This is a genomic window from Echinicola salinicaeni (assembly GCF_014280965.1).
Lineage (GTDB): Bacteria > Bacteroidota > Bacteroidia > Cytophagales > Cyclobacteriaceae > Echinicola > Echinicola salinicaeni.
This window is the reverse complement of the sequence record NZ_JACODZ010000001.1, coordinates 86,021-108,377: the sequence shown is the minus strand read 5'-3', so window position 1 is coordinate 108,377 and position 22,357 is coordinate 86,021. Positions and strand designations below refer to the sequence as shown.

15 protein-coding genes are annotated in these 22,357 nt (G+C 38.8%); 7 read left to right on the top strand and 8 right to left on the bottom strand.

Annotated elements, in window-relative coordinates; all coding sequences use genetic code 11:
* Positions 1 to 299 precede the first annotated feature (299 nt).
* The 7 genes from lpdA to H7U17_RS00365 form a co-directional block, all read right to left on the bottom strand.
* Complete coding sequence (gene lpdA, locus H7U17_RS00395; protein ID WP_186753619.1) at positions 300 to 1,700, bottom strand: dihydrolipoyl dehydrogenase; 1,401 nt, start codon at positions 1,698 to 1,700, stop codon at positions 300 to 302.
* 166 nt (positions 1,701 to 1,866) lie between these two features.
* On the bottom strand, positions 1,867 to 3,414 hold the full coding sequence (odhB, locus tag H7U17_RS00390) for a 2-oxoglutarate dehydrogenase complex dihydrolipoyllysine-residue succinyltransferase (protein WP_186753617.1): 1,548 nt from the start codon (positions 3,412 to 3,414) through the stop codon (positions 1,867 to 1,869).
* 107 nt (positions 3,415 to 3,521) lie between these two features.
* A complete protein-coding gene (locus H7U17_RS00385) occupies positions 3,522 to 6,317 on the bottom strand; it encodes a 2-oxoglutarate dehydrogenase E1 component (protein WP_186753615.1) in 2,796 nt (931 codons plus the stop codon).
* 247 nt (positions 6,318 to 6,564) lie between these two features.
* Positions 6,565 to 7,383: an NAD(P)-binding domain-containing protein gene (locus H7U17_RS00380; protein ID WP_186753613.1), complete on the bottom strand. Its 819-nt coding sequence runs from the start codon at positions 7,381 to 7,383 to the stop codon at positions 6,565 to 6,567.
* Between the two features lie 92 nt (positions 7,384 to 7,475).
* A complete protein-coding gene (locus H7U17_RS00375; protein WP_186753611.1) occupies positions 7,476 to 8,102 on the bottom strand; it encodes a sterol desaturase family protein in 627 nt (208 codons plus the stop codon).
* Between the two features lie 158 nt (positions 8,103 to 8,260).
* A complete protein-coding gene (bshA, locus tag H7U17_RS00370; RefSeq protein WP_186753604.1) occupies positions 8,261 to 9,400 on the bottom strand; it encodes an N-acetyl-alpha-D-glucosaminyl L-malate synthase BshA in 1,140 nt (379 codons plus the stop codon).
* A 56-nt stretch (positions 9,401 to 9,456) separates the two neighbouring features.
* Positions 9,457 to 12,441 (bottom strand): glycoside hydrolase family 3 N-terminal domain-containing protein, encoded by a 2,985-nt coding sequence (locus tag H7U17_RS00365; protein WP_186753602.1) that lies wholly within the window; start codon positions 12,439 to 12,441, stop codon positions 9,457 to 9,459.
* A gap of 181 nt (positions 12,442 to 12,622) precedes the next feature.
* On the opposite strand from H7U17_RS00365, the gene H7U17_RS00360 reads away from it, so the two are divergent.
* The 6 genes from H7U17_RS00360 to recQ all read left to right on the top strand — a co-directional run bounded on the left by H7U17_RS00360 (position 12,623) and on the right by recQ (position 20,529).
* Complete coding sequence (locus H7U17_RS00360; protein ID WP_186753601.1) at positions 12,623 to 13,030, top strand: hypothetical protein; 408 nt, start codon at positions 12,623 to 12,625, stop codon at positions 13,028 to 13,030.
* A complete protein-coding gene (mutL, locus tag H7U17_RS00355) occupies positions 13,027 to 14,901 on the top strand; it encodes a DNA mismatch repair endonuclease MutL (RefSeq protein ID WP_186753599.1) in 1,875 nt (624 codons plus the stop codon). The genes H7U17_RS00360 and mutL overlap by 4 nt, the downstream gene beginning before the upstream one ends.
* A gap of 3 nt (positions 14,902 to 14,904) precedes the next feature.
* Positions 14,905 to 15,696: a rhomboid family intramembrane serine protease gene (locus tag H7U17_RS00350; protein ID WP_186753597.1), complete on the top strand. Its 792-nt coding sequence runs from the start codon at positions 14,905 to 14,907 to the stop codon at positions 15,694 to 15,696.
* A 2-nt stretch (positions 15,697 to 15,698) separates the two neighbouring features.
* The gene (locus H7U17_RS00345) at positions 15,699 to 16,613 is read left to right on the top strand and encodes a rhomboid family protein (RefSeq protein ID WP_186753596.1); all 915 of its coding nucleotides are present in this window, start codon (positions 15,699 to 15,701) and stop codon (positions 16,611 to 16,613) included.
* Positions 16,614 to 16,814: 201 nt separating this feature from the next.
* Positions 16,815 to 18,344: a T9SS type A sorting domain-containing protein gene (locus tag H7U17_RS00340; protein WP_186753595.1), complete on the top strand. Its 1,530-nt coding sequence runs from the start codon at positions 16,815 to 16,817 to the stop codon at positions 18,342 to 18,344.
* Positions 18,345 to 18,405: 61 nt separating this feature from the next.
* Positions 18,406 to 20,529, top strand: a complete 2,124-nt coding sequence (recQ, locus tag H7U17_RS00335) for a DNA helicase RecQ (RefSeq protein ID WP_186753594.1) — start codon at positions 18,406 to 18,408, stop codon at positions 20,527 to 20,529.
* Between the two features lie 354 nt (positions 20,530 to 20,883).
* Here recQ and H7U17_RS00330 read toward each other — a convergent pair whose 3' ends face one another.
* Positions 20,884 to 21,885, bottom strand: coding sequence for an acyl-ACP desaturase (locus H7U17_RS00330; RefSeq protein WP_186753593.1), 1,002 nt, complete (start codon positions 21,883 to 21,885; stop codon positions 20,884 to 20,886).
* Positions 21,886 to 22,094: 209 nt separating this feature from the next.
* Here H7U17_RS00330 and H7U17_RS00325 point away from each other — a divergent pair, with 209 nt between their 5' ends.
* Positions 22,095 to 22,256, top strand: coding sequence for a hypothetical protein (locus H7U17_RS00325; protein WP_222439100.1), 162 nt, complete (start codon positions 22,095 to 22,097; stop codon positions 22,254 to 22,256).
* Positions 22,257 to 22,357 lie beyond the last annotated feature (101 nt).

Sequence of the window (22,357 nt, the reverse complement as noted above, 5' to 3'; positions counted from 1 at the left end):
AAATTGGTGCAAAATTAAGTAAATTATTGAAAGATGCAGGGTTAATCGGAAAAAACCTTTCCTGTAAATTAAATTTATTCTTAATTCTTTCAGATCAAGGCCCCTTAGTATTCAGCAATCCTGAGTATTAAAACCTTGCCCTCAAGGGATTAGCTAATTAAATAAAGACAAATTAAACCATTAACCAATTAAAAAATACAACTATCCAAAAGGCCTTTGGTTTATACTTTCTTGTAAAAAGACAATAAAAAAGCAGTTCCTTAACAGGAACTGCTTTTTAAATATGTTTTAATAAATAGCTAGACGTGTAGTGCCCTGTTCTCAGTAGCTGCTAAACAAGCTTCTTTAAAAGCTTCAGTATATGTAGGATGGGCATGGGACATTCTAGCAATATCCTCTGCAGAAGCCCTGTATTCCATGGCCACTACTGCCTCAGCAATCATATCTGCCGTCCTTGGTCCGATCATATGAACGCCTAGGATTTCATCCGTATTTGCATCAGCCAATACTTTCACAAGCCCATCAGTATCCATAGATGCTCTTGCCCGACCTGAAGCCATAAAAGGGAATTTACCCGCTTTGTACTTGATACCTTTTTCCTTCAATTGCTCTTCTGTATATCCCACAGAAGACACCTCAGGCCAAGTATATACCACACCTGGTATCAAATTATAGTTAATATGAGGCTTTTGTCCGGCCAATTGTTCTGCCACCAACACACCTTCTTCTTCAGCCTTGTGCGCTAGCATAGCTCCTTTTACCACATCCCCAATAGCATAAATATTATCCACATTGGTTTTAAGATGTTCATCTACTTCAACCTGCCCTCTGTCATTGAGCTTCACACCTGCAGCTTCTGCATTCAACCCATCTGTATAAGGTCTTCTACCTATGGACACCAATACATAGTCCCCTTTTACCTCTACAATCTCTCCTTTCTTGTTTTCAGCCTTTACAGTAACTTCCTTACCTGAATTTTTCACCTCAGTAACCTTGTGCTTCAAGTAGAATTCGAAGCCTAGTTTTTTCAAGGATTTCTGAAGTTCTTTACCCATGGTTTTGTCCATAGAAGGGATAAGGGAATCCATATATTCTACCACAGACACCTTCGCTCCCATACGGGCATAAACTGAACCTAATTCCATCCCGATTACTCCACCACCGATTACGATGAGATGTTTAGGGATTTCCTTCATCTTCAAAGCCTCAGTAGAAGTAATGATTCTCTTCTTATCAATTTCAATAAATGGTAAAGAAGCAGGCTTAGACCCAGTGGCAATGATGATATTCTTACCAGTAATATCCTCTGACTTCCCATCATCCTTGGTCACCTTAATGGTATTCTTGTCCACAAAAGACCCTACACCTTGATGAACATCAATTTTATTTTTCTTCATCAAGTACTGGATACCATCTACATTTTGCTTGACCACATCATCCTTTCTGGCGATCATTTGTCCCAAATTGACCTTGAGGTCCTTTAGGTCAATACCATGGGTCTTGAAAGTATGAGCAGCATTATGATAATGCTCACTCGAATCCAGCAATGCCTTGGAAGGAATACAACCTACATTCAAGCAGGTACCTCCCAATGTAGGATATTTTTCAATAATAGCTGTTTTCATGCCGAGTTGTGCTCCTCTGATAGCAGCCACATATCCTCCAGGCCCTGATCCAATTACGATTAAGTCGTATTTCATGATTTTATTTTTTTGTGCCAGCCAAACATTTGAAAACTGGCATTAAAACTCTACGGTTTATTTAAATTAAAGACTTGGGAAAATTTCAATGCTCCAGAAATAACCAAGCAAAAAAAAGTACCAAAAGACAAGTTAAAAACACTCGCCGCTTGGTACTCTATATTGATTAAACTCCAAGCAATAATCTAGCTGGATCTTCAAGGAGTTGTTTTACTCTTACCAGGAAGCTTACAGACTCGCGACCATCAATGATTCTGTGGTCATAAGAAAGCGCTATATACATCATAGGAAGGATTTTCACCTCGCCATTTACGGCCATTGGTCTTTCTACAATATTGTGCATCCCCAAAATAGCAGATTGAGGCTGGTTAATAATCGGAGTGGACATCATTGAACCAAAGATACCACCATTGGTAATGGTGAAGGTACCTCCTGTCATCTCCTCTATGGTCAACTTACCATCTCTAGCTTTTGTCGCCAGCCTTACTACCTCTTTTTCTACTTGGTCAAAAGAAAGTTGCTCAGCATCTCTGATCACTGGAACTACCAATCCTTTTGGTGCAGATACTGCGATGGATACATCACAGAAATCATGATAGATGATTTCATTTCCATCGATCTGAGCATTCACAGCAGGCCATTCCTTCAAGGCCACACAAACAGCCTTGGTAAAGAAAGACATAAATCCAAGGTTCACATTATGCTTCTCCTTGAACATTTCCTTATACTGCTTTCTCAAATCCATGATAGGCTTCATGTTTACCTCATTGAAGGTAGTCAACATGGCCGTTTCATTTTTAGCTGCAACCAATCTTTTAGAAATGGTCTTTCTCAGGGAAGTCATTTTCTCCCTTCTCACATTTCTTTCACCTGCTACTTTTGGTGTTTCAGGAGCAGCTTCTTTTCCTTCAGCTTTTGGCTTTTGAGGAGCAGCTGGTTTTGGAGCAGACTTTTGTGCTTTCTCAGCATCCTCTTTGGTCACCCTGCCATCTTTGCCTGTACCTTTCACATCTTTAGGGTCGATGCCTTTTTCAGCAAGAATCTTTGCTGCAGCAGGAGATGCGTGCCCAGTGGCATAAGTCGCATCACCCGAAGAAGCTGGAGCTTCGCTTGAAGAAGCAGATGCTTCTGATGGAGCTTCACCTTCTACTACTTCGATCTTACAGATCAATCCACCGATTTCCAAAGTATCGCCTTCTGCAGCAACATGCCTTAGGATTCCTTGGGCTTCAGCCGGCAATTCAAAAGTAGCCTTATCTGAGTCCACCTCGGCAATGATTTCGTCCAATTCCACAAAATCTCCATCTTCCTTCAGCCAAGAAGCCAAAGTAACTTCTGTGATGGATTCGCCAACAGTAGGAACTACCATTTCTTTTATTTCACCTGTCTTTCCTGAAGTACCGTTGCCTGCACTAGCAGCCGCGGGACTTTCCTTTGCAGGACTTTCCGCAGCAGCAGGAGCCGCATCTCCTTCAGAGGCATTTGTATCTATTTCGCAAATCACTTCGCCAATTTCCAAAGTATCACCGTCTTCTGCCCTGGTGGTCAAAATACCAGATTGTTCAGCAGTTAATTCAAAAGTGGCCTTATCTGATTCCAATTCGCAGATCACCTCATCCATCTCCACATACTCTCCGCTATTTTTAAACCACTGACCGATGGTTACTTCGGTAATTGACTCCCCAACTGCAGGGACTTTTATTTCTAAACTCATGGCTTTTTTATTTACCCCCCAAACCCCTTTCGGTTCAAGGTTAATTTTTGATAATTAAATTAAGCCCTAAGCATTCCAAAAGCTTTCACTTTTGCAGCCAGGGGGATTTATTTTATTCTTAATGCTTTATTTACAATATTAGTTTGCTCCTCCACATGGACTTTATGGTACCCTGTTGCCGGTGAAGCACTGGCTTTTCTGGCGATGACATCCATTGGGAAATCTCTAAACAGAGCACGCATAATATATGTCCAATACCCCATATTTTCAGGTTCTTCTTGTACCCAAATAACTTCTTTCTGCTTACTGAATGACTTCACAGCATCAAGAATCTGGTTTTTAGGTAGTGGATGCAATTGCTCTACTCTTACGATGGCCACATCTTTTACTTTTTCCTTTTCTCTGGCATCAATCAAATCATAATAGATTTTACCAGAACACAATACCACCCTAGTAACATCTTTGGCATCCACTGTAGTATCATTCAATACCTCTCTGAATCCTCCACTAGTAAATTCCTCAATTGGAGAAACTACCTTCGGATTTCTCAGCAAAGATTTAGGGGACATCACCACACATGGCTTTCTGAATTCCCAAGCCAATTGTCTCCTCAATAAATGGAAGAAATTAGACGGCTCAGTAATATTGGCCACGACCATATTATATTCCGCAGAAAGCTGCAAGAATCTTTCAGGACGTGCATTGGAATGCTCAGGACCTTGCCCCTCATAACCATGAGGAAGCAGCATCACTATACCATTCATCTTCTGCCATTTGGACTCACCAGAACTGATAAACTGATCAATCATCGTTTGGGCACCGTTGGCAAAATCACCAAACTGGGCTTCCCAAATAGTAAGTGAATCAGGATTGGCCATGGCATAACCATATTCAAAACCGAGCACAGCATACTCAGACAATAACGAATTATAAATATGGAACTGCCCCTTATTCTCCTTCATTTCTTTCAAAGAATTGAAAGATTTGTTTGTAGTTGCGTCATGCAAAACCGCATGCCTATGGGAGAATGTTCCTCTTCTACAATCCTGACCTGTCAACCTTACTGTTTTACCTTCCAATAACAAAGAGCCATATGCCAATAGCTCCGCAGCTGCCCAGTTGAGGCTTTGGGAGTTAAAGAACATATCTTTTCGCTGTTTCATCTGAGCCTCTATCTGCTTGATTGGTTTAAAGCCCTTTGGCAATGTAGTCAAAGCTTCAGCTACAGTCTTGACTTGCTCACTTGTAATACTGGTCTCTGGTGACTTTTCAAAATCCTCAGGTGTAGATTTTCTAAGCTCTTTCCAAGCCTGCTCAAATGGTGAGAAATTATATGGAAGAGGTTTTTCTTTGACCATGTTCAGCCTGTCTTGAAGCAATTGACGGAACTCCTTATCCATCTGCTTGGCCAGTTTGGCATCTACATCCCCTCTTTCCAATAATTCTTTATTATAAATCTCCCTAGGGTTAGGGTGCTTGGAAATCAAATTATAAAGATCAGGCTGGGTAAACTTAGGCTCATCGGACTCATTATGGCCATGTCTTCTATAACATACCATATCGATGAATATATCCTGATTATATTTTTGTCTAAATTCTGCAGCTAGCTTAGCAGCAAATACCACCGCCTCTGGATCATCACCATTTACGTGAATAACTGGGGCATCAATAATTTTGGCTACATCAGTACAGTAAATAGAACTTCTGGCATCGTCAAAATCAGTAGTAAAACCTACTTGGTTATTGATAACAAAATGAATGGTACCACCGGTATTATACCCCTTAAGATTAGCCATTTGGGTAACTTCATAAACAATCCCTTGGCCAGCTACTGCCGCATCTCCATGAATCAAAATAGGAATTACCTTATCCTTATTACCTTCATATTGATGATCGATTTTGGCCCTTACAAATCCTTCCACTACTGGATCAACAGCTTCTAGGTGAGATGGGTTAGGAGCCAACTTAAGGTTCATCTTTTTATTTGATGGCGTCAAGACTTCACTGGAAAATCCCATATGATATTTCACATCACCATCGCCCATGGTAAGGTCTGGCTTGGCTGTTCCTTCGAATTCAGAGAAAATCTGCTCATAGGTCTTGCCCATTACATTGGCCAAAACATTTAATCGTCCCCTGTGAGCCATACCGATCATCACCTCTTCAGCCCCTAAATCAGCGGCTTTGTTGATCACTGCATCAAGGAAAGGGATGGTACTCTCCCCTCCTTCAAGCGAAAACCTTTTTTGCCCCAAATATTTGGTATGAAGGAAATTTTCAAAGACAACTGCTTCGTTGAGCTTGGATAAAATTCTTTTTTTCTCCTCTGAAGGTGGATTAAAAGAAAGCGCTTCTTTTTCAATCTTTTGCTTTATCCAATCCAACATTTCAGGATTCCTGATGGACAGATACTCAAATCCCATAGATCCTTCATAAATGGTCTTAAGGGATTCTATGATCTTGCCAAGCTTTGCACTTCCAATGCCGATTTCATTTCCGGCTTGGAATTCAGTATTTAAATCTGATTCACCTAAACCAAAATCTTCTAGATCAATTAAGGCTTTCCTATCTCTTCTTTCTCGAACAGGGTTGGTTTTTGACCTAAGATGAGCCCTGGAACGATAAGCATGGATCAATGCTCTTACCTTAATTTCTTTTGGCAATTGCTCCATATCCATGATAGTACCTCTGGTAGCCAAACTACCACTGGCTGCTTTGCCGGTTGAGGAAGAAGCTACTGCGCCTCCATTTTCGTCTTCTCCAAATTTGGTAATGGCGAAATCAAAGCCATCAAAAAATGTTTTCCAACTTGGTTCGATTGATTCTGGGTCCTTTTTATAATCCTCATATAACTCGTCTATATAAGCTACATGGGCATTGGAGATGTATGAAAATTTGTCCATTTTTTGTTTATTTCGATGCACAAATATAGATACTTATGTTTTTTTAATAAAACCGTTTATACGGTTATGCAAATCAAACTGAAAACCAGGACTATCAAATTTCTACAACCAAATTTATTGTGGCAAAAACCAGAACCCAATGAATTATAATTTGGATTTAGTTTGTTTTTAAAAGGAGTTATGGCAAAAAGTCTGGCCCATCAGACCATAAGCTTATAAAATAATTTAACATTTTTTAAATTATTTCTCATAATGGTGAATATTCAAAAAATAATGGGTCATTATACACAAACTTAAAGCCCTTCGATTGAATCTTAGCTGAAGACACTTGTTTCCACAACTTGCTAGGCAACTCATTATAGCTTTTTGGAGGCGCTATTCCCAAATCTTGGAAATTCTTTTCATACACATCCTTTTTACTTGGATGCAATGGACTCACCCCATTAAATGTTTCATTCCACATCCCTTTTTCAATAATAAAATCAATCAACCTGACAGCATCAGTCTGATGGATGTAATTTACAGGGGGATCACCTGCCACATTTTCTTTATTGGAAAAATACTTGCCAGGAATTCTTTCCATCCCAAGTAAGCCTCCAAATCGGACAACAGTGAGATCATAACATTTATCTTTCCACAATATCTGCTCCGCATCTAAGAGAGCAGGATTTGATGTAGTTTCCTTGGTCAATAACTCTTCTTCACTTACCTCCCTATTAAGCTCGGGATATACCGAAGTGGCACTAGTGTATATAACAGCCTTTACATTCCCCTGCTTGATTAAAGCTTTTAAATACTTTACCTGTTCCGGATGAAAAGAATCTGCCTGAGTTCTTCGCTTTGGAGGAATATTGATAATTAAGATATCTGTATCAAAAAGTTGATTGAAATCTTTTCCCTCAGGATGCGGGGCCATTTTCATCACACAGCAATCCAAGCCTTCACCTTTTAGTTGTGCACACTTATCTTCTGAAGTCACACTCCCTACAACATCAAAACCTTTATCTATAAGATACAAGGCCAAAGGCTTTCCTAACCAACCTAAACCTATTATACTAACCTTCATTTTACTCCCTTAATTAATACTTAATTCAAACCCAAAAGCTAAGATTTCAACATAAAAAAACCCTCTTTAAATAAAAAGAAGGTTTTAAATAATTAATCCTTTTTGGGCATAGTTCCCAATATAATATCCCATAATGGAGAACTTACACCAAAAGCAACATCAGGGTCTTTATAATGATGAATAGCATGGTTTACCCACAATATCTTCAAGAAATTCTTTGGTGGCTGAAAAGCATGCACTATATAATGAACACCCAAATACAGGGCATAGCCAATCAAAAAGCCTGGCAGAAAATAAAGAGCATAGTCCCCCATAAGAAAAGTAAAGACAAAATAGAATATACAGGCATATAAACCACTGATAAATGGCGGCATGGCCAACCTGTCTTTATCTTTTGGGTAATCATGATGGACACCATGAACGGAATATTGAAGTTTATCTTTTAACTTAGTATTTGGCACCATATGGAAAAAGTATTTATGCATCAAATACTCCACCAAAGTAAATGCAAGCAAACCTACAATCAACATTCCCAAGCCAATAAGCAAAGGTATTGAGGTAGCTGTCACCCCATAATAGAATGACACAGAACCAATCACCATAAACATGATAATCGGAATACTAATATGCGTCCTGGACAATTTCTCCAAAACAGGATTTTGGAACATTTGAGCTGACCCATTATTGTCAGGTTTATCCAGTCTTCCAATTTTTTTCATCCTTATATCAAATTATTTAATTTAAAAACAGCCTGTAACGCACTCATAAACAATAAATTAATCATCCCTCATTGATTATCCAAGGCAAATACTTCGCAAATTTAATGGATTGAATTCAAAAGAAACGATTGTTCTAGAGAAATAATGACATAAATCAATTATTTAGAAACAGTAAGTGTTTTCTCAATCGTCTTTTTATAGAAATTTTCATATCGGGGGAGAATATTTGAAACATCAAATTCTTTTGCTCGAGCCAAAGCCCTTTTTTTGAAAGCATCCAAATTTTCATCAGACAGTATATGAAGCGCCTTTGCTGTCATATCTTCAATATCCCCTACTTCACAGGCAAAACCAGTTTCCCCATCAATATTTAACTCTGGAATTCCTCCAGCATTTGAAGAAAGTACAGGCACCTCACATGCCATCGCCTCTAAGGCAGCTAGACCAAAGCTTTCTTTTTCCGAAGGAATCAAGAAAAGATCAGCAACGGATAATACTTCTTCCACCGCATCCAACTTACCCAAGAATCTAGTATCTTCACAAGTACCCAGTTCTCTACATATTCTTTCCATTCTATCCCGCTCTGGACCATCACCAACCAATAATAGCTTAGAGGGCACCACCTTCCTTACTTCATAAAACACCTTAATCACATCTTCCACTCTCTTGACTTTTCTAAAGTTGGAAGTATGCACCAAAAGCTTCTCATCATTCGGACATATCGCCCTTTTGAAATGCTCCTTTTTCTGCTTTTTGAATCTATCCAAATCAATAAAGTTTGGAATAACTTCTATTTCCTTTTTGATATCGAAATGCTCGTAGGTTGATTTTTTAAGATCTTCTGAAACGGCCGTAACCCCATCGGACTCATTAATGCTGAAAGTCACAACAGGAGCATAGCTGGGATCTTTACCTACCAAGGTAATATCAGTACCATGCAAAGTGGTCACTACAGGTATCTCTATCCCTTGGCTTTTCAAAATCTGCTTGGCCATATAAGCTGCAGAAGCATGGGGAATAGCATAATGAACATGAAGGAGATCCAGTCCTTCAAATTCCACAACATTTACCATTTTACTGGCCAAGGCAAGTTCATAGGGAGCATGCTCAAACAAGGGATAACTTTTTATATCAACTTCGTGATAAAATAAGTTCTCACTAAAAAAATCCAGTCTCGTGGGTTGTCTATAGGTAATAAAATGTACCTGATGCCCCTCTTTGGCAAGGGCGATTCCTAATTCTGTGGCCACAACTCCACTCCCACCAAAGGTAGGATAACAGACAATTCCAATTTTCATTATTTCTGGATTAAAAAAGCATTTTTTTAATTTCAAAAGCTATAACCTTTAGCTTTTCAGTTTTGTTCATTTAGTGCATAATTTTTTACAGAAAATGTCATCGATTGATAAATAATATCATGTATATCAGTCCTGACATCAAACTTCAGCAAAGAATTATTGGAGGCATTTGGATTAACCCTATTGGAAAGAAATACATAGATCAAGTCTTCTTCCGGATCGGCCCAAACTGCTGTTCCTGTAAAACCAGTATGTCCAAAACTAGCCTTGGAGGCCATTTTTCCTGCCGAGGCTCCTTTTCCAGGCTCTGGATCTGGTCTATCCCAACCCAAAGCCCGCCTGCTTTGGGCTGACTGACTCTGCGTAAAAACCTTAACGGTTTTGGCATCCAATAGGTTCACTCCGCCATACTCCCCTCCCTGTAACATCATCTGCATCATAACAGCTAAGTCATGGGCAGTCCCAAATAGTCCAGCATGTCCAGCCACACCTCCAAACATGGCAGCCCCAGGATCATGTACATAACCTCTGACCAACTGTTTCCTGAAAATCCTATCGTTTTCTGTAGGTGCTATTCTATCCGAATCAAATTTCTCCAAGGGCAAGTAAGTCAGTGTATTCAAGCCCAGTGGCTGGTAAAAGTTTTGGGATAAAAACTCATTAACGGGCTGATGGATCATTTTTTCAATCATCCTTTGCAACAGATACATTCCTAAGTCAGAATATTTATAGTCATATTTATTCTTACCATATGGTTTCCTTCTTAAATCTGACTCCACCACCCATTTGAATAAACTGTCAGGCATGGCATCTGTAGCATACATATCTTCTGCAACTTTAATAGTATATCCCGGTTCCTTCTCAGTTCGATAAAAATCTGAACTCCATTTCCCTCCAGTGAGCGTTTTGGTATAGAAAGGGATCCATGATTGTAATCCCGCCTCATGCATCAGAACATCCTGAATTTTCAAATCTGCCTTATTCGTACCTTCCAATTCTGGTAGATAAAAGCCCAAAGGTCTTTCTAAATCTACCAAGCCGCGACTGGTCAAAAACATGATGGACTGTGTAGTCGACATGACCTTTGTAATAGAAGCTAAATCATAAATCGTCTCATCTGTCACCTGCGCAGAATGATTATAATCCAAATGTCCATAAGCCTTCTCAAAAACCACCTTTCCATTCTTTGCCACCAATACACAAGCTCCAGGGGTAGATTTCCTGGCAATTGCACGATTAACAACATTATCGATTTTATTCAAGACCTTGCTGTCCATTCCTACAGATTCAGGACTGCTGTACCCTAATCTATCAATGGCATCATAAGATATAGAAGTACCGGCTCTCAATTTGTCACTAACAGTTGCAGGCAAGACACCGTCCACTGGTCTGGCACCAAAAATGATCTGCGGAGCTAGTTTCTCAGTATAATCATTTTCTTCATAGGCGACCAACACATTGGGAAGATCATCCATATACTTGGCAGCATAGGCATTCCCAAACAATACAGTGACCACATTATACTTTTCACTCAGTTTTTTGATGAAGAACATATCACTCTCCTTAATCCCAAAATTTCTTCTGGGACTATTGGTCACATTCATCACCCCAACCACAACTGTATTAAAATCCTTGAGATTTTGCTCAAGCGCATTATAAGAGGCCGAGCTACTGTTTCTTGGTAGTCTAAAATGTTTAAAGTCCCCGTACTTATCCAAATACTTCTGAAAGGTATGGCCACCATTCCCCAAGGTAATACTGGCCATCTTTAATAAATCCTGATTTTTAATGGGAAGAAAATCACCTTCATTCCTTGCAAGAGTCATCGAAGCAGCATACAAATCTTCAATTAAAGCATTACTTTTATAATTACTTATTCTTTCCACTAATTGACCGGTCTCAATCTTATTGGATTTATTTAATCCTGCCCAATATTTTGCCCTTAGGATTTTTCTTACCCGGGCATCTATCTCCTCTTGGCTTATTCTTCCCTCTTCCACTGCCTGTAAAATCAATCGCTTGGACTTGGGCACGTCTTCGGCATAGAGCAAGATATCATTGCCCGCCAATAATGCCAACAAATCAACCTCACCGGGTTTGTGCATATTACTCACCCCCTTCATATTCAAGGCATCCGTAAACACCAATCCCTTAAAGCCCATTTCCTCCTTCAAAAGGCCAGAAACCACGTTCTTGCTCAAAGTAGTGGGCATTCCAGACTTGGTCCCCAAACTTGGAATATGAAGATGGGCCACCATCACACTCATCAAATCCTCATCTATCAATTTTCTATAGGGATAAAGGTCAATATCATTAATATACTCACTGGAGTTTTTGATCACAGGTGTGGTATAGTGGGAATCAGCATTGGTATCACCATGACCAGGAAAATGCTTGGCATTGGCGATCACACCATTTTCTTGAAGCCCTTTCATATAGGCAACAGATTTATTGGCAACATTCTCCTTTTGTTCTCCAAAAGCCCTATAGCCAATTACAGGATTATCTGGGTTGGCATTCACATCCACTACAGGGGCAAAATTAATATGCATGCCCAACTCTTTAAACTGATGGGCTATTTCTTCCCCCATCTTGTAAATCATCCTATCATCCTGAATGGCTCCCAGGGTCATTTGTTTGGGAAACTGCAAAACACTGTCCAAACGCATGCTCACGCCCCATTCAGCATCCATCGCAATAAAAAGAGGTGTCTTTGATATAGATTGATAATAATTGGTCAAATTAGCCTGTCTTACTGGACCACCTTGAAAAAATATCAGCCCACCGATCTGCTGCTCTTGGATCAATTTGGCTATGGCCTGCTTATGTGCTTCACCCTTATTGGAATAAGCTGCCACCATAAAAAGTTGCCCTAGTCTTTCCTCAAAAGTATGGCTATAAAAGACACTGTCCACCCATTTGGTTTGGGATTGAATATCAAAAGTTGCAAATGGATCTTCGGCCCCTTCTTCAGAAAATGCCCCGGTTGAAGAAACTTGTGCAAAGACAAGTAAAATGAGGACCCAAACTTTTCGATTCATGCGGATGATTAATTTTTATTGCTTAAAATTTAAAATAACTTTGTAAGTGCTACTTTGATTCATTTCAGAGTAAACATCAAACATACATAAAATTCATGCTTCTGTCTATCAAAATAGTGATAAGCAGAACTTACCTTATATATATTAACGTAATAAAGGTATAATCGAATCATTAGACGCCATGAAATTTCCATCCATATTCCGTACAGCCCAGCCTATGCGCTTTGATATCAAGGCCCGACATTACGATCCTGTGAAAGAAGAAATAGAGCAGCGGACCTCCCGAATCAAAAGGCAACTGGAAGCAGATGGTCTCTTGCCGACAGATAAGGAAATTGAAGAGGCTTATAAAAGAGATAGAGAGAGCTCCATCAGGGGAGCCTTTACTCAGGGTGGACCTATCAGGAATAAACCTGCCTCCATTTTTTCCAGCACAGGCATGCTGCGTATGATCATATTATTGGTATTGGTTGGAACGATTACGGGATACCTATATTTCGGCTCTGAAATGCTTTATATTTTGCTTTATATTGGATTGGGAATTGCAGCCTTGGTATTCTTTTTTAGATTAAAAAGTAAAAGCAAATGAGTGATATTATTCAACTACTCCCTGACGCTATTGCCAACCAAATAGCTGCTGGAGAAGTGGTACAAAGGCCCTCATCTGCCCTAAAAGAGATGCTCGAAAATTCCATAGATGCTGGCGCCACTGATATCAAGGTAATTATCAAAGAAGCTGGGAAAAACCTGATGCAGGTAATTGACAATGGCAAGGGCATGAGCCTTACAGATGCAAGGATGAGCTTTGAAAGGCATGCTACTTCCAAGATCAGGAATTCCGAAGACCTATTTGCCATACGAACATTTGGCTTCCGAGGCGAAGCCATGGCCTCTATTGCGGCCGTTGCACAGGTGGAGTTAAAAACAAAAACCGAAGAAGATGAATTGGGATCCCTTATCTGCATAGAGGGCTCTGAAGTAAAGAAACAGGAACCCGTAGTAACCACTAAAGGCACTTCCATTGCCGTAAAAAACCTGTTCTTTAATGTTCCGGCAAGAAGAAATTTCCTAAAGTCCAACCCCGTAGAACTTAAACATATTGTAGAGGAATTTCAGCGTGTAGCCTTATCCTATCCAGAAATTAGTTTTAGCCTGATCAATAATGATATAGAGCTTTTCAAGTTAAGTCCAGGAAAACTCAGTCAAAGGATTGTTGGTATCTTCGGCAAAAACTACCAAGGACAGCTTGTAGCCTGTGAGGAAGACACACCACATGTGAAAATCAAGGGTTATGTAGGTAAACCTGAAAACGCCAAAAAATCCAGGGGAGAACAATTTTTCTTTGTCAATAACCGCTATATCAAAAGCCACTACCTCAACCATGCAGTAAGCAATGCCTATGAAGGATTGATGGCCACAGACCAGCATCCATTTTATGTATTGTTCTTAGAGATAGATCCATCACATATTGACATCAATGTCCATCCGACCAAGACAGAAATAAAATTTGATGATGAAAGAACCATTTATTCTGTCGTCAAAGCTGGCGTAAAGCAGGCATTGGGTGCTCATAATGTGGTACCCACTTTGGATTTCAGTATGGATGTAAACTTCACTGAGAACTGGAATCATGACGAAGTCAGGAAAGAAGAACTCAGTAGAGAAAATAGTTACAAAACCTACAGTTCACCATCTTTCAAAAAACAAGACACTTCAGGATGGGAGAAGTTATTTGAAGGAAACAAAGACCATACAGATAACATCAGAAAGGAAGCATTTGCACAAAGTGACGCTACTCCATCTACAGAGTTGATGACCTTTTCAAGCAAGGCCAATGACGAGGAAGAAGAGAAAAAAGAAGAAAACTTCTCGGTACCTACTCCCGTTGAAACCAATACTGGAACCACCTTTCAGGTAGAATTAAGCTATATTGTCGCCCAACTGGGAGCTGGACTGCTACTATTAGACCAACAGGCCAGCCATGAAAGGATCCTATACGAACGATACCTAAAACAACTTCAAAATAACAGCGGGGCTTCCCAACAATGTCTTTTTCCACAGAGTATTTCCCTAAGCCCTACAGATTTTGCTTTGGTGATGGAGCTACAGGAAGAAATGAATAACTTGGGCTTTATTGTAGAAGAGTTTGGCAAACAAACTTTGCTGATCAAAGGCGTTCCTGCTGATATCCACATCAACAATGAGAAAGCGCTATTTGAAGGACTTTTGGAACAATTCAAACATTTCAAATCGGAACTTTCCTTGGACAATAGGGAAAATCTGGCCCGATCCTTGGCCAAAAGGTCATCTATAAAGAAAGGAACGAAATTGAATCATCAAGAAATGGAAACCATCGTTGGACAATTATTTGCCTGTCAAAACCCAAATTATGGTCTTTCCGGGAACAAAACCTTTGTCAAACTTGATTTAAGTAAGATACGTAGTTTTTTCGAAAAATAATTTATGTTTAGATCACTCACACCAATAGTCAAAAATCTCTTATTGATCAATATAGGCATTTTTATAGTCGCTGCTTATTTTTTACCCCAGCTGCAGTCACTATTTGCGCTATATTATATCAATAGCAATCGTTTTATGCCATTTCAGTTTTTGAGCTATATGTTCATGCATGCTGATTTTTGGCATTTGTTCAGCAATATGTTCGGCCTGTTTATATTTGGCCCTTTATTGGAACAGTTTCTTGGTCCCAAGAAAATCATCATATTATGGATGGTCTGCGGAATTGGTTCAGGTGTATTATATTCGGGCTACACCGCTTACCAAATGAATCAAGTGGACAGTAAAATAGAGTCATTTTATAATGATCCTGATCCAGAGATATTCAATAAGTTCATTTCTGAAAACAGACATATGTTCAAACCCGCTGTATATGACTTCATTGATGCTTACAGCCGGGATCCAGAAAATAAAGAATACATCGCAACAGCTGAGAAATACATGGATTATGTAAGGGAAAGCAAAGCCAATATACCTATGGTAGGAGCTTCTGGAGCCCTTTTTGGGATATTAGTGGCTTTTGGTATGCTGTTTCCCAATACGCAGCTTTTTCTATTATTTCCGCCAATGCCGATAAAAGCCAAATATTTGGTACTCTTTTACGGACTATATACCGTATATAATATTATTGTCAATAATCCCATGGACAATGTGGCACATTTTGCCCATTTAAGTGGTTTAATAATAGGAGCGATTTTGGTAACTTTCTGGAAAAAAAACAGAACTAGCTTTTACTGATCATGTACGGAGGATTCTGGTATTATTTAAAAAACGCATTTAACCAAAAGGATAACAGCCTTTATAAAATACTGGCCATTAATATCCTTGTATTTTTAGTTCTTCTGGTACTCAGGGTATTCCTTACCATTGGAGGTGGAGAGGAACTTTACAGAAGTATATTGTCCTATCTGATGATGCCGGCAGATGTGGGCAGATTCATCACCCAGCCTTGGTCCATCATTACCTATATGTTCTTGCATGAAGGGATATTCCATATCCTTTTCAATATGCTATTCCTTTATTGGTTCGGACTTTTGATCAATGAATATTTGGGCAGTAGAAAACTGGCCAATTTATATATACTGGGAGGAATTGCTGGGGCTTTGCTTTATGTAATCATTTACAATTTCGCTCCTTATTTCAGCACCCAAGCCAATCATGCTTTAATGCTGGGCGCAAGTGCTGGTGTTTATGCCATTGTAGTTGGAGCGGCTACCTTAAGCCCTGACACTACCTTTCACCTCATCCTATTAGGACCTGTTAGGATCAAGTATATTGCCATTTTCTATGTCGTGGTGGCTTTTGCCAATAGTACGGGAGCAAATGCAGGTGGAGAATTGGCCCACTTGGGAGGAGCCGCCTTAGGCTATTTCTATATTACCTTATTGAGGAAAGGGACAGATTTGGGCAAACCAGTTCAGACCGTAGGTCGTTTCTTCGGAAACCTGTTTTCCAATCGCCCAAATGTCAAAGTAAGTTACCGGAAAAAACATCCACCATATAAAAGTGAACCTTTGAAGAAGGATAATTCAAAGTCTAAAAACACTACCTCCCAAGAAGAAATAGACAAGATACTGGATAAGATTGCAGAAAAAGGATACGACAGTCTATCCAAGGAAGAAAAGAGAAAACTATTTGAATATAGCAACAAGTAAAGCAAGCTAATCAGCTTGCTTTTTTTATTACATATACTTGGTTACTAATTAATTAAGCACTGCATTTTTTACCAAATACATTTTTTACAGCTTCAATTTCAAATTAATTGATTTGAAACAGAATATTAACATGTTTTTTCTTTAATTTGCAAAATATTATTTTTCCCACTACCTTTAAAGCGTTAATCACCACATAAAATTATGTATAAAGCCACACTTCTTTATACGATCACCATCAGCCTTGCCTTGACTTTTTTCAATGCGGTGAATGCTCATGCCCAGACTTATACTTATACAGCATCAAATGCAAATTGTAGTGGACAATGGAGTGATGAAGATTGTTGGGATGTAACTTCAACTAACTGCTCTACTTCTGCTACATATCCACCGAATTCAATAATCTCTGAAACATGCGAATCAAATATTGTCATTAATGGAAACATATCCTATAGCGGTAATATAACACTAGGGGGGGCATTTTCATCCATAACTATTGCGGATAATTCTACTTTTGAAATTACAGGAGATTTAACTGTTGACAATGCCAATGTTGACATTAATTTAGAGGGAAGAAACACTTCTATGAATATAGGCGGTATGATGACAATAAATAATTCAGATACTGTTAATATTTATGGGCCAACCGACTTATTAGAATCAGAAGATATCACAACTTTCCTGACAGCAAATGATTTATATTTGAGAGGTAAATCAATGCTCAGTATTGATGAAAATGCAGGTATTGACATTGTCAACGAAACTGATGCCCATACTCCATCAAATAGTACAGAGGACAGAGCCACGATTGATGTGGATGGCATTTATTATTCCACCTCTGTCAAAATAAGAGGAAATTCTCATTTAGCATTTATCCTAACTGAAACAGCGGAAGTCATTGCTTCAGAACCAGAAGGAATTTTGGAAATGAACGGAAACTCAACACTAACTTTCATAGGAGATTTTTATGAAACAGGAGGGGATGCTGATGGTGAAAGTTATGCAACAGTTGGAGGACAAATAACCACCAATGGAAGTGGAGCATTAATTAAAGCTGATGATGCTACCATAATTACTTGCTACACATTTCCTGATAAGATAACCAAAGAAGTGGATCATGAAGGAAAATTTGAAGAAGCAGGTTGTAAACTCCTCCCCGTAGTATGGAATGATATTTCAGGCCATTGGAACAGCTTGGCCAATAAAAGCCAAATCCAATGGTCCACGGCAAAAGAATGGGAAAACAGCCACTTTGAAATAGAGCGGTCCATTAACAACATTGAGGACTTCAAACTGATTGGAAAAATCAATGCTGTTGGTTGGTCTGATAAAATCAGCAATTACCAGTTTAATGAAACCCTAGTACTCACCAATAGCCCTATTCTTTATTACCGCATCAAACAGGTCAATCTTAATGGTACTTTTGCCTATAGTCCTGTTATTGCGATAAAAACCCAATCGAATATCAACCATACCGGCTGGAGAGCCTTTCCGAACCCAAGTGACGGGACCCAACTTTCCCTGGCTTCACTCAACCAAGAAATCCCAGAAGACACACTTATAGAAGTAAAAATCTATTCGTCTAACCATATCAGCCAAGTCCTATCTCAGAAGTTTAATTATAGTTCAAATATCAATTTGGACGAACTGATAAACAAGCTAGGCAAGGGAGTGCATATTATCGAAATCAACTGGCAGGGAAACTCCCAAAAAATCAAATTGCTCAAGCAATAATATTTTTTAGGGGCAAAATCTTAATTAATTTAGCCTATTATTTCCCCAAAGCTAGATTAAAATGAGTCCACAAGAAGTACTAAAGAATTTTTATGGCTATGACACTTTTAGAGGACAGCAAGAAGCCATTATTAATAGCATTTTAAGCAGTCAAGACACCATTGTTCTTATGCCAACGGGTGGTGGTAAATCCATTTGCTACCAAGTACCCGCCATGGTCAAAGAAGGTCTAACCTTGGTCATATCACCTTTAATTGCACTAATGAAGGACCAGGTAGACGCTTTGAATGCTAACGGCATCCCATCTGCTTATCTTAATTCCACGCAAAGCACTAGCGAACAAAGGTATATTGCCCAAGAAATCCAGTCCGGTAAACTTAAACTACTTTATGTAGCACCAGAAAGATTGTTTGGTGGAACTGCTCCACTTTCTGAGTTACTGAAAGATATCAAGCTATCACTAGTAGCGGTGGATGAGGCCCACTGTGTTTCTCAGTGGGGCCATGACTTCCGACCTGATTATTTACAAATCGGGCAGTTTCGCCAATCCTTTCCTGCTATTCCATTTATTGCACTTACTGCAACAGCAGACAAACAGACCAGAAAGGATATTGCTGACAAGCTAGGACTCCAGCATCCAAAATGGTTTATCTCAAGTTTTGACCGTCCAAATATCACTTATAGGGTAGCCCCAAAAAGGAATTCCTTTGATAAACTATTAGAATTTTTAGAATACCACCAGAAAAATTCAGGGATCATCTACTGCCTATCCAGAAAAAGCGTTGAAGACACTGCTGCCAAACTACAAGCAGCTGGACTATCAGTACTGCCTTATCATGCAGGCTTAAACAGAGAAATTAGAGCCGCCAACCAAGAGAAATTTATTAAAGACGAAGTTAAGATTGTCGTAGCCACGATTGCATTTGGGATGGGAATTGACAAATCCAATGTGCGATTCGTAGTCCATATGAATATGCCCCAAAATATTGAGGGTTACTACCAAGAAACCGGTAGGGCAGGCAGGGATGGCTTGCCAAGTGAGGCACTGATGTTCTATAGCTATGGAGACTATCTGACCTTGCAAAGAATGATCGAAACCCCAGAAAATCCTGATTATTCTGAAATCATTTTGGGAAAACTGACCAGAATGAAAACCTTCTGCCAACTAAACTCATGTAGAAGAAAATACTTAATGGCCTACTTCGGGGAAGAAGAAAAAGAAGATTGTGGGAATTGTGATATTTGCTTCAACAAAGGCAATCAAGAGGATATGACCATCCCTGCCCAAATGTTACTTTCCACCCTGGTAAGGCTCAAAGAATCCTTTGGTATGGGCTATGCCATATTGATCTTAAAAGGCTCCAAGTCTAACAAAATCCAAGAGGAACACAAAAATTTGAGCGTCTATGGAATAGGAAAGGAACAAGCTGAAGATTTCTGGAAAAAACTAGGGGCAAAACTCATTCAAGAAGGATATATCGCTGAAGCAGGTCAACAATTCCCTACCTTAAAGCTCACCACCAAAGCTTGGGAAAAGCTCAAATCAAAGAAGAAAATTTTGCTCAACATGGATGATGGGCTTAAAAGAAAGACCACTAAAACATCCTATAAGACAGATCTATACGATGAATTAAAATCGCTTAGATTTAAGATAGCGCAAAAAGAAAATGTCCCACCATATGTGATTTTCTCTGATGCGACATTGGTGGAAATGGCTACTTATTTTCCAATTGAAACTGAAAGTTTTCTAAATATCTCCGGAGTTGGTCAGAAAAAAGCAGACAATTACGGAGATGACTTCTTGGAATTGATTTTCAAATATGTCCAAGAAAATCAGCTAAAACCCAGAAAAAAACTCAGCACCAGTAAAAAAAGCCGATCAAGCTCAAACCTTGGAATTTCTACGACCGAAAAAATCACTTTAAAACACCACCAAGAAGGCCTTAACTTATATCAGATTGCCCAAAAAAGAGAAATGACCTACAATACCATCGAAAGTCATTTGGCTAATTTGGTGAAACATGGCAAAATTGAGGCAGAGGAATTTATCTCCAAAGACGATATTTTAAATATTAAACTGGCATTCAGAAGACAGGATAACACCTACTTAAAACCATTAAAAGAACATTTTGGAGAACGATATTCCTATTTTCAACTAAAAATTGCGCTCATAGGAGAAAAATAATAGGCATTTTCTAATAGTTATACCAAAAACACCACCTACAACACTTTATAATTCACCTAATTATGGAATATTTATCAAAAAATACCCCAAATGGGGTATTTTTTTGAAACTGTATAAGTACTACATTTGAGAAGGGTGATTAAGCAACTTTTTCTACTATATTTTAAGTGTTTAACGAAATCTAAAGAGGCCACTTTAATCTTTACTTTTTAAGGTCTCTTGTTTTTCCTCTACCTATAAAAAAACTACAGTTCTTAGTCTATTAAAAATCTATAGGTCTCCTTAAAAAATTGAATCAAAAAAAAAAAGGGAGCAAAACGCTCCCTAATAAATATTCTTCTTTATCTATCCACCTTACTTTAACCAAGCTAAACTAATTTCATCGGGGGCTTTCATCCTATCTGCCAACCTCATATACCTATCACCCAAACCAGAAAGGTATTCCTGCGCCTTAGCAGCAGCACCTTCCAAACCGGTAACAGACTCTATTTTCCATAGTTTCACCAAATGATCGATGATACGGGCATAATCCCATCCAGTATAAACACCTATCTTTTGAGTAATGGCAGAAAACTGATCAAATAACGTAGGATTATTACCTCCCTTGCCCATTAAAACCGCTGGCATTACGATTTGCTTACGCATCATTTTCTCGAAAGCTAGCATTGCTCCATTTGGATCTATCTCAAATATTCTAGCCATAAAAGTTTTGTAAGCCTTTTCATGCCTTGCCTCATCTCCTGCGATGGTTTTACAGATTTTAGCTAATACAGTGTCCCCGGCCTTTTCAGCTAACTTCCCTGTGTTAACATGACTCACTTTAGTCGCTCTCTCCTGAAAGGAAGTATAAATCATCGCTTGATAAGGATCTTTCTCTGATTTCGGATCAAAACCATTATAAATCAATCGATGAATAGTCTGCTCTACCTTTTTCATGTCCGCTCTACCAGACAAATAAAGATACTTGTTCAGCAAATCACCATGTCTATTTTCTTCCGCAGTCCATGCCTTTGACCATCTAACCCAGCCCCTTTCACTTAATAAGCTTCCTTCCGGATTAATACCTTCTAATAAATTAAAATAAGTCTGGTAACTTGGAAGGGCTTCTTCAGTAATCATATTACCGATGAGAGAAGTAATAATGGTATCAGGTATTCCAGCAGCTCTTTCTTGTAACAACTTAACCTGATCCAATGCATCTGGCTTAGTCATATCAGGGAGAAAATCTGTAGGTTGCCAACATTCATCTGGGTTAACCAATACAGTATCTACGGTCTCACCAACCATAGCATCCAGCTGGCTGATCACTTCCATGTTCTTCTCCAATTCGTAGTCTATCGCTTCTCTATCCTTCATAAAATAATGCTTAAGAGTAATATTTAACAAATACGATCTATTATTTCAACTGTCTCTACATTCTTTCCAACCAAAACAGATCATACAATGGGTGGATATTATTGAAAACGTACTTAAACCTAAGATGTTCCCAATGACCTCACAAGTTAGGCATTAAATCAAATTGCTCATAAATTAATAGGCAATAATATCCTTAACACAAATTTACCATGAATAATCTAATTTCAATGAGAATTTCTATTATCAATGGTAAAAGAAAACCAAATATCATGGTAAACAAGAAGAAAAAGGAAAAACATAAAAGACCATCTATGAAAGATAAAAAATATGGCTTATTAATAACTTCTAAATTTGAGGCACTAAGGGATTAAAAAGCAACACCATCCATTTATAAGAATAAAGAAAGTTATACTAGAAAGCGGATTGGATTTCATCCATATTGATAAAGGACAAAAAAAATGCTGCATGAAAC

Excerpts from the sequence above, each read along its gene's own strand:
- lpdA (WP_186753619.1), bottom strand. The coding sequence starts at position 1,700 with ATGAAATACGACTTAATCGTAATTGGATCAGGGCCTGGAGGATATGTG.
- odhB (WP_186753617.1), bottom strand. The coding sequence starts at position 3,414 with ATGAGTTTAGAAATAAAAGTCCCTGCAGTTGGGGAGTCAATTACCGAA.
- H7U17_RS00385 (WP_186753615.1), bottom strand. The coding sequence starts at position 6,317 with ATGGACAAATTTTCATACATCTCCAATGCCCATGTAGCTTATATAGAC.
- H7U17_RS00380 (WP_186753613.1), bottom strand. The coding sequence starts at position 7,383 with ATGAAGGTTAGTATAATAGGTTTAGGTTGGTTAGGAAAGCCTTTGGCC.
- H7U17_RS00375 (WP_186753611.1), bottom strand. The coding sequence starts at position 8,102 with ATGAAAAAAATTGGAAGACTGGATAAACCTGACAATAATGGGTCAGCT.
- bshA (WP_186753604.1), bottom strand. The coding sequence starts at position 9,400 with ATGAAAATTGGAATTGTCTGTTATCCTACCTTTGGTGGGAGTGGAGTT.
- H7U17_RS00365 (WP_186753602.1), bottom strand. The coding sequence starts at position 12,441 with ATGAATCGAAAAGTTTGGGTCCTCATTTTACTTGTCTTTGCACAAGTT.
- H7U17_RS00360 (WP_186753601.1), top strand. The coding sequence starts at position 12,623 with ATGAAATTTCCATCCATATTCCGTACAGCCCAGCCTATGCGCTTTGAT.
- mutL (WP_186753599.1), top strand. The coding sequence starts at position 13,027 with ATGAGTGATATTATTCAACTACTCCCTGACGCTATTGCCAACCAAATA.
- H7U17_RS00350 (WP_186753597.1), top strand. The coding sequence starts at position 14,905 with ATGTTTAGATCACTCACACCAATAGTCAAAAATCTCTTATTGATCAAT.
- H7U17_RS00345 (WP_186753596.1), top strand. The coding sequence starts at position 15,699 with ATGTACGGAGGATTCTGGTATTATTTAAAAAACGCATTTAACCAAAAG.
- H7U17_RS00340 (WP_186753595.1), top strand. The coding sequence starts at position 16,815 with ATGTATAAAGCCACACTTCTTTATACGATCACCATCAGCCTTGCCTTG.
- recQ (WP_186753594.1), top strand. The coding sequence starts at position 18,406 with ATGAGTCCACAAGAAGTACTAAAGAATTTTTATGGCTATGACACTTTT.
- H7U17_RS00330 (WP_186753593.1), bottom strand. The coding sequence starts at position 21,885 with ATGAAGGATAGAGAAGCGATAGACTACGAATTGGAGAAGAACATGGAA.
- H7U17_RS00325 (WP_222439100.1), top strand. The coding sequence starts at position 22,095 with ATGAATAATCTAATTTCAATGAGAATTTCTATTATCAATGGTAAAAGA.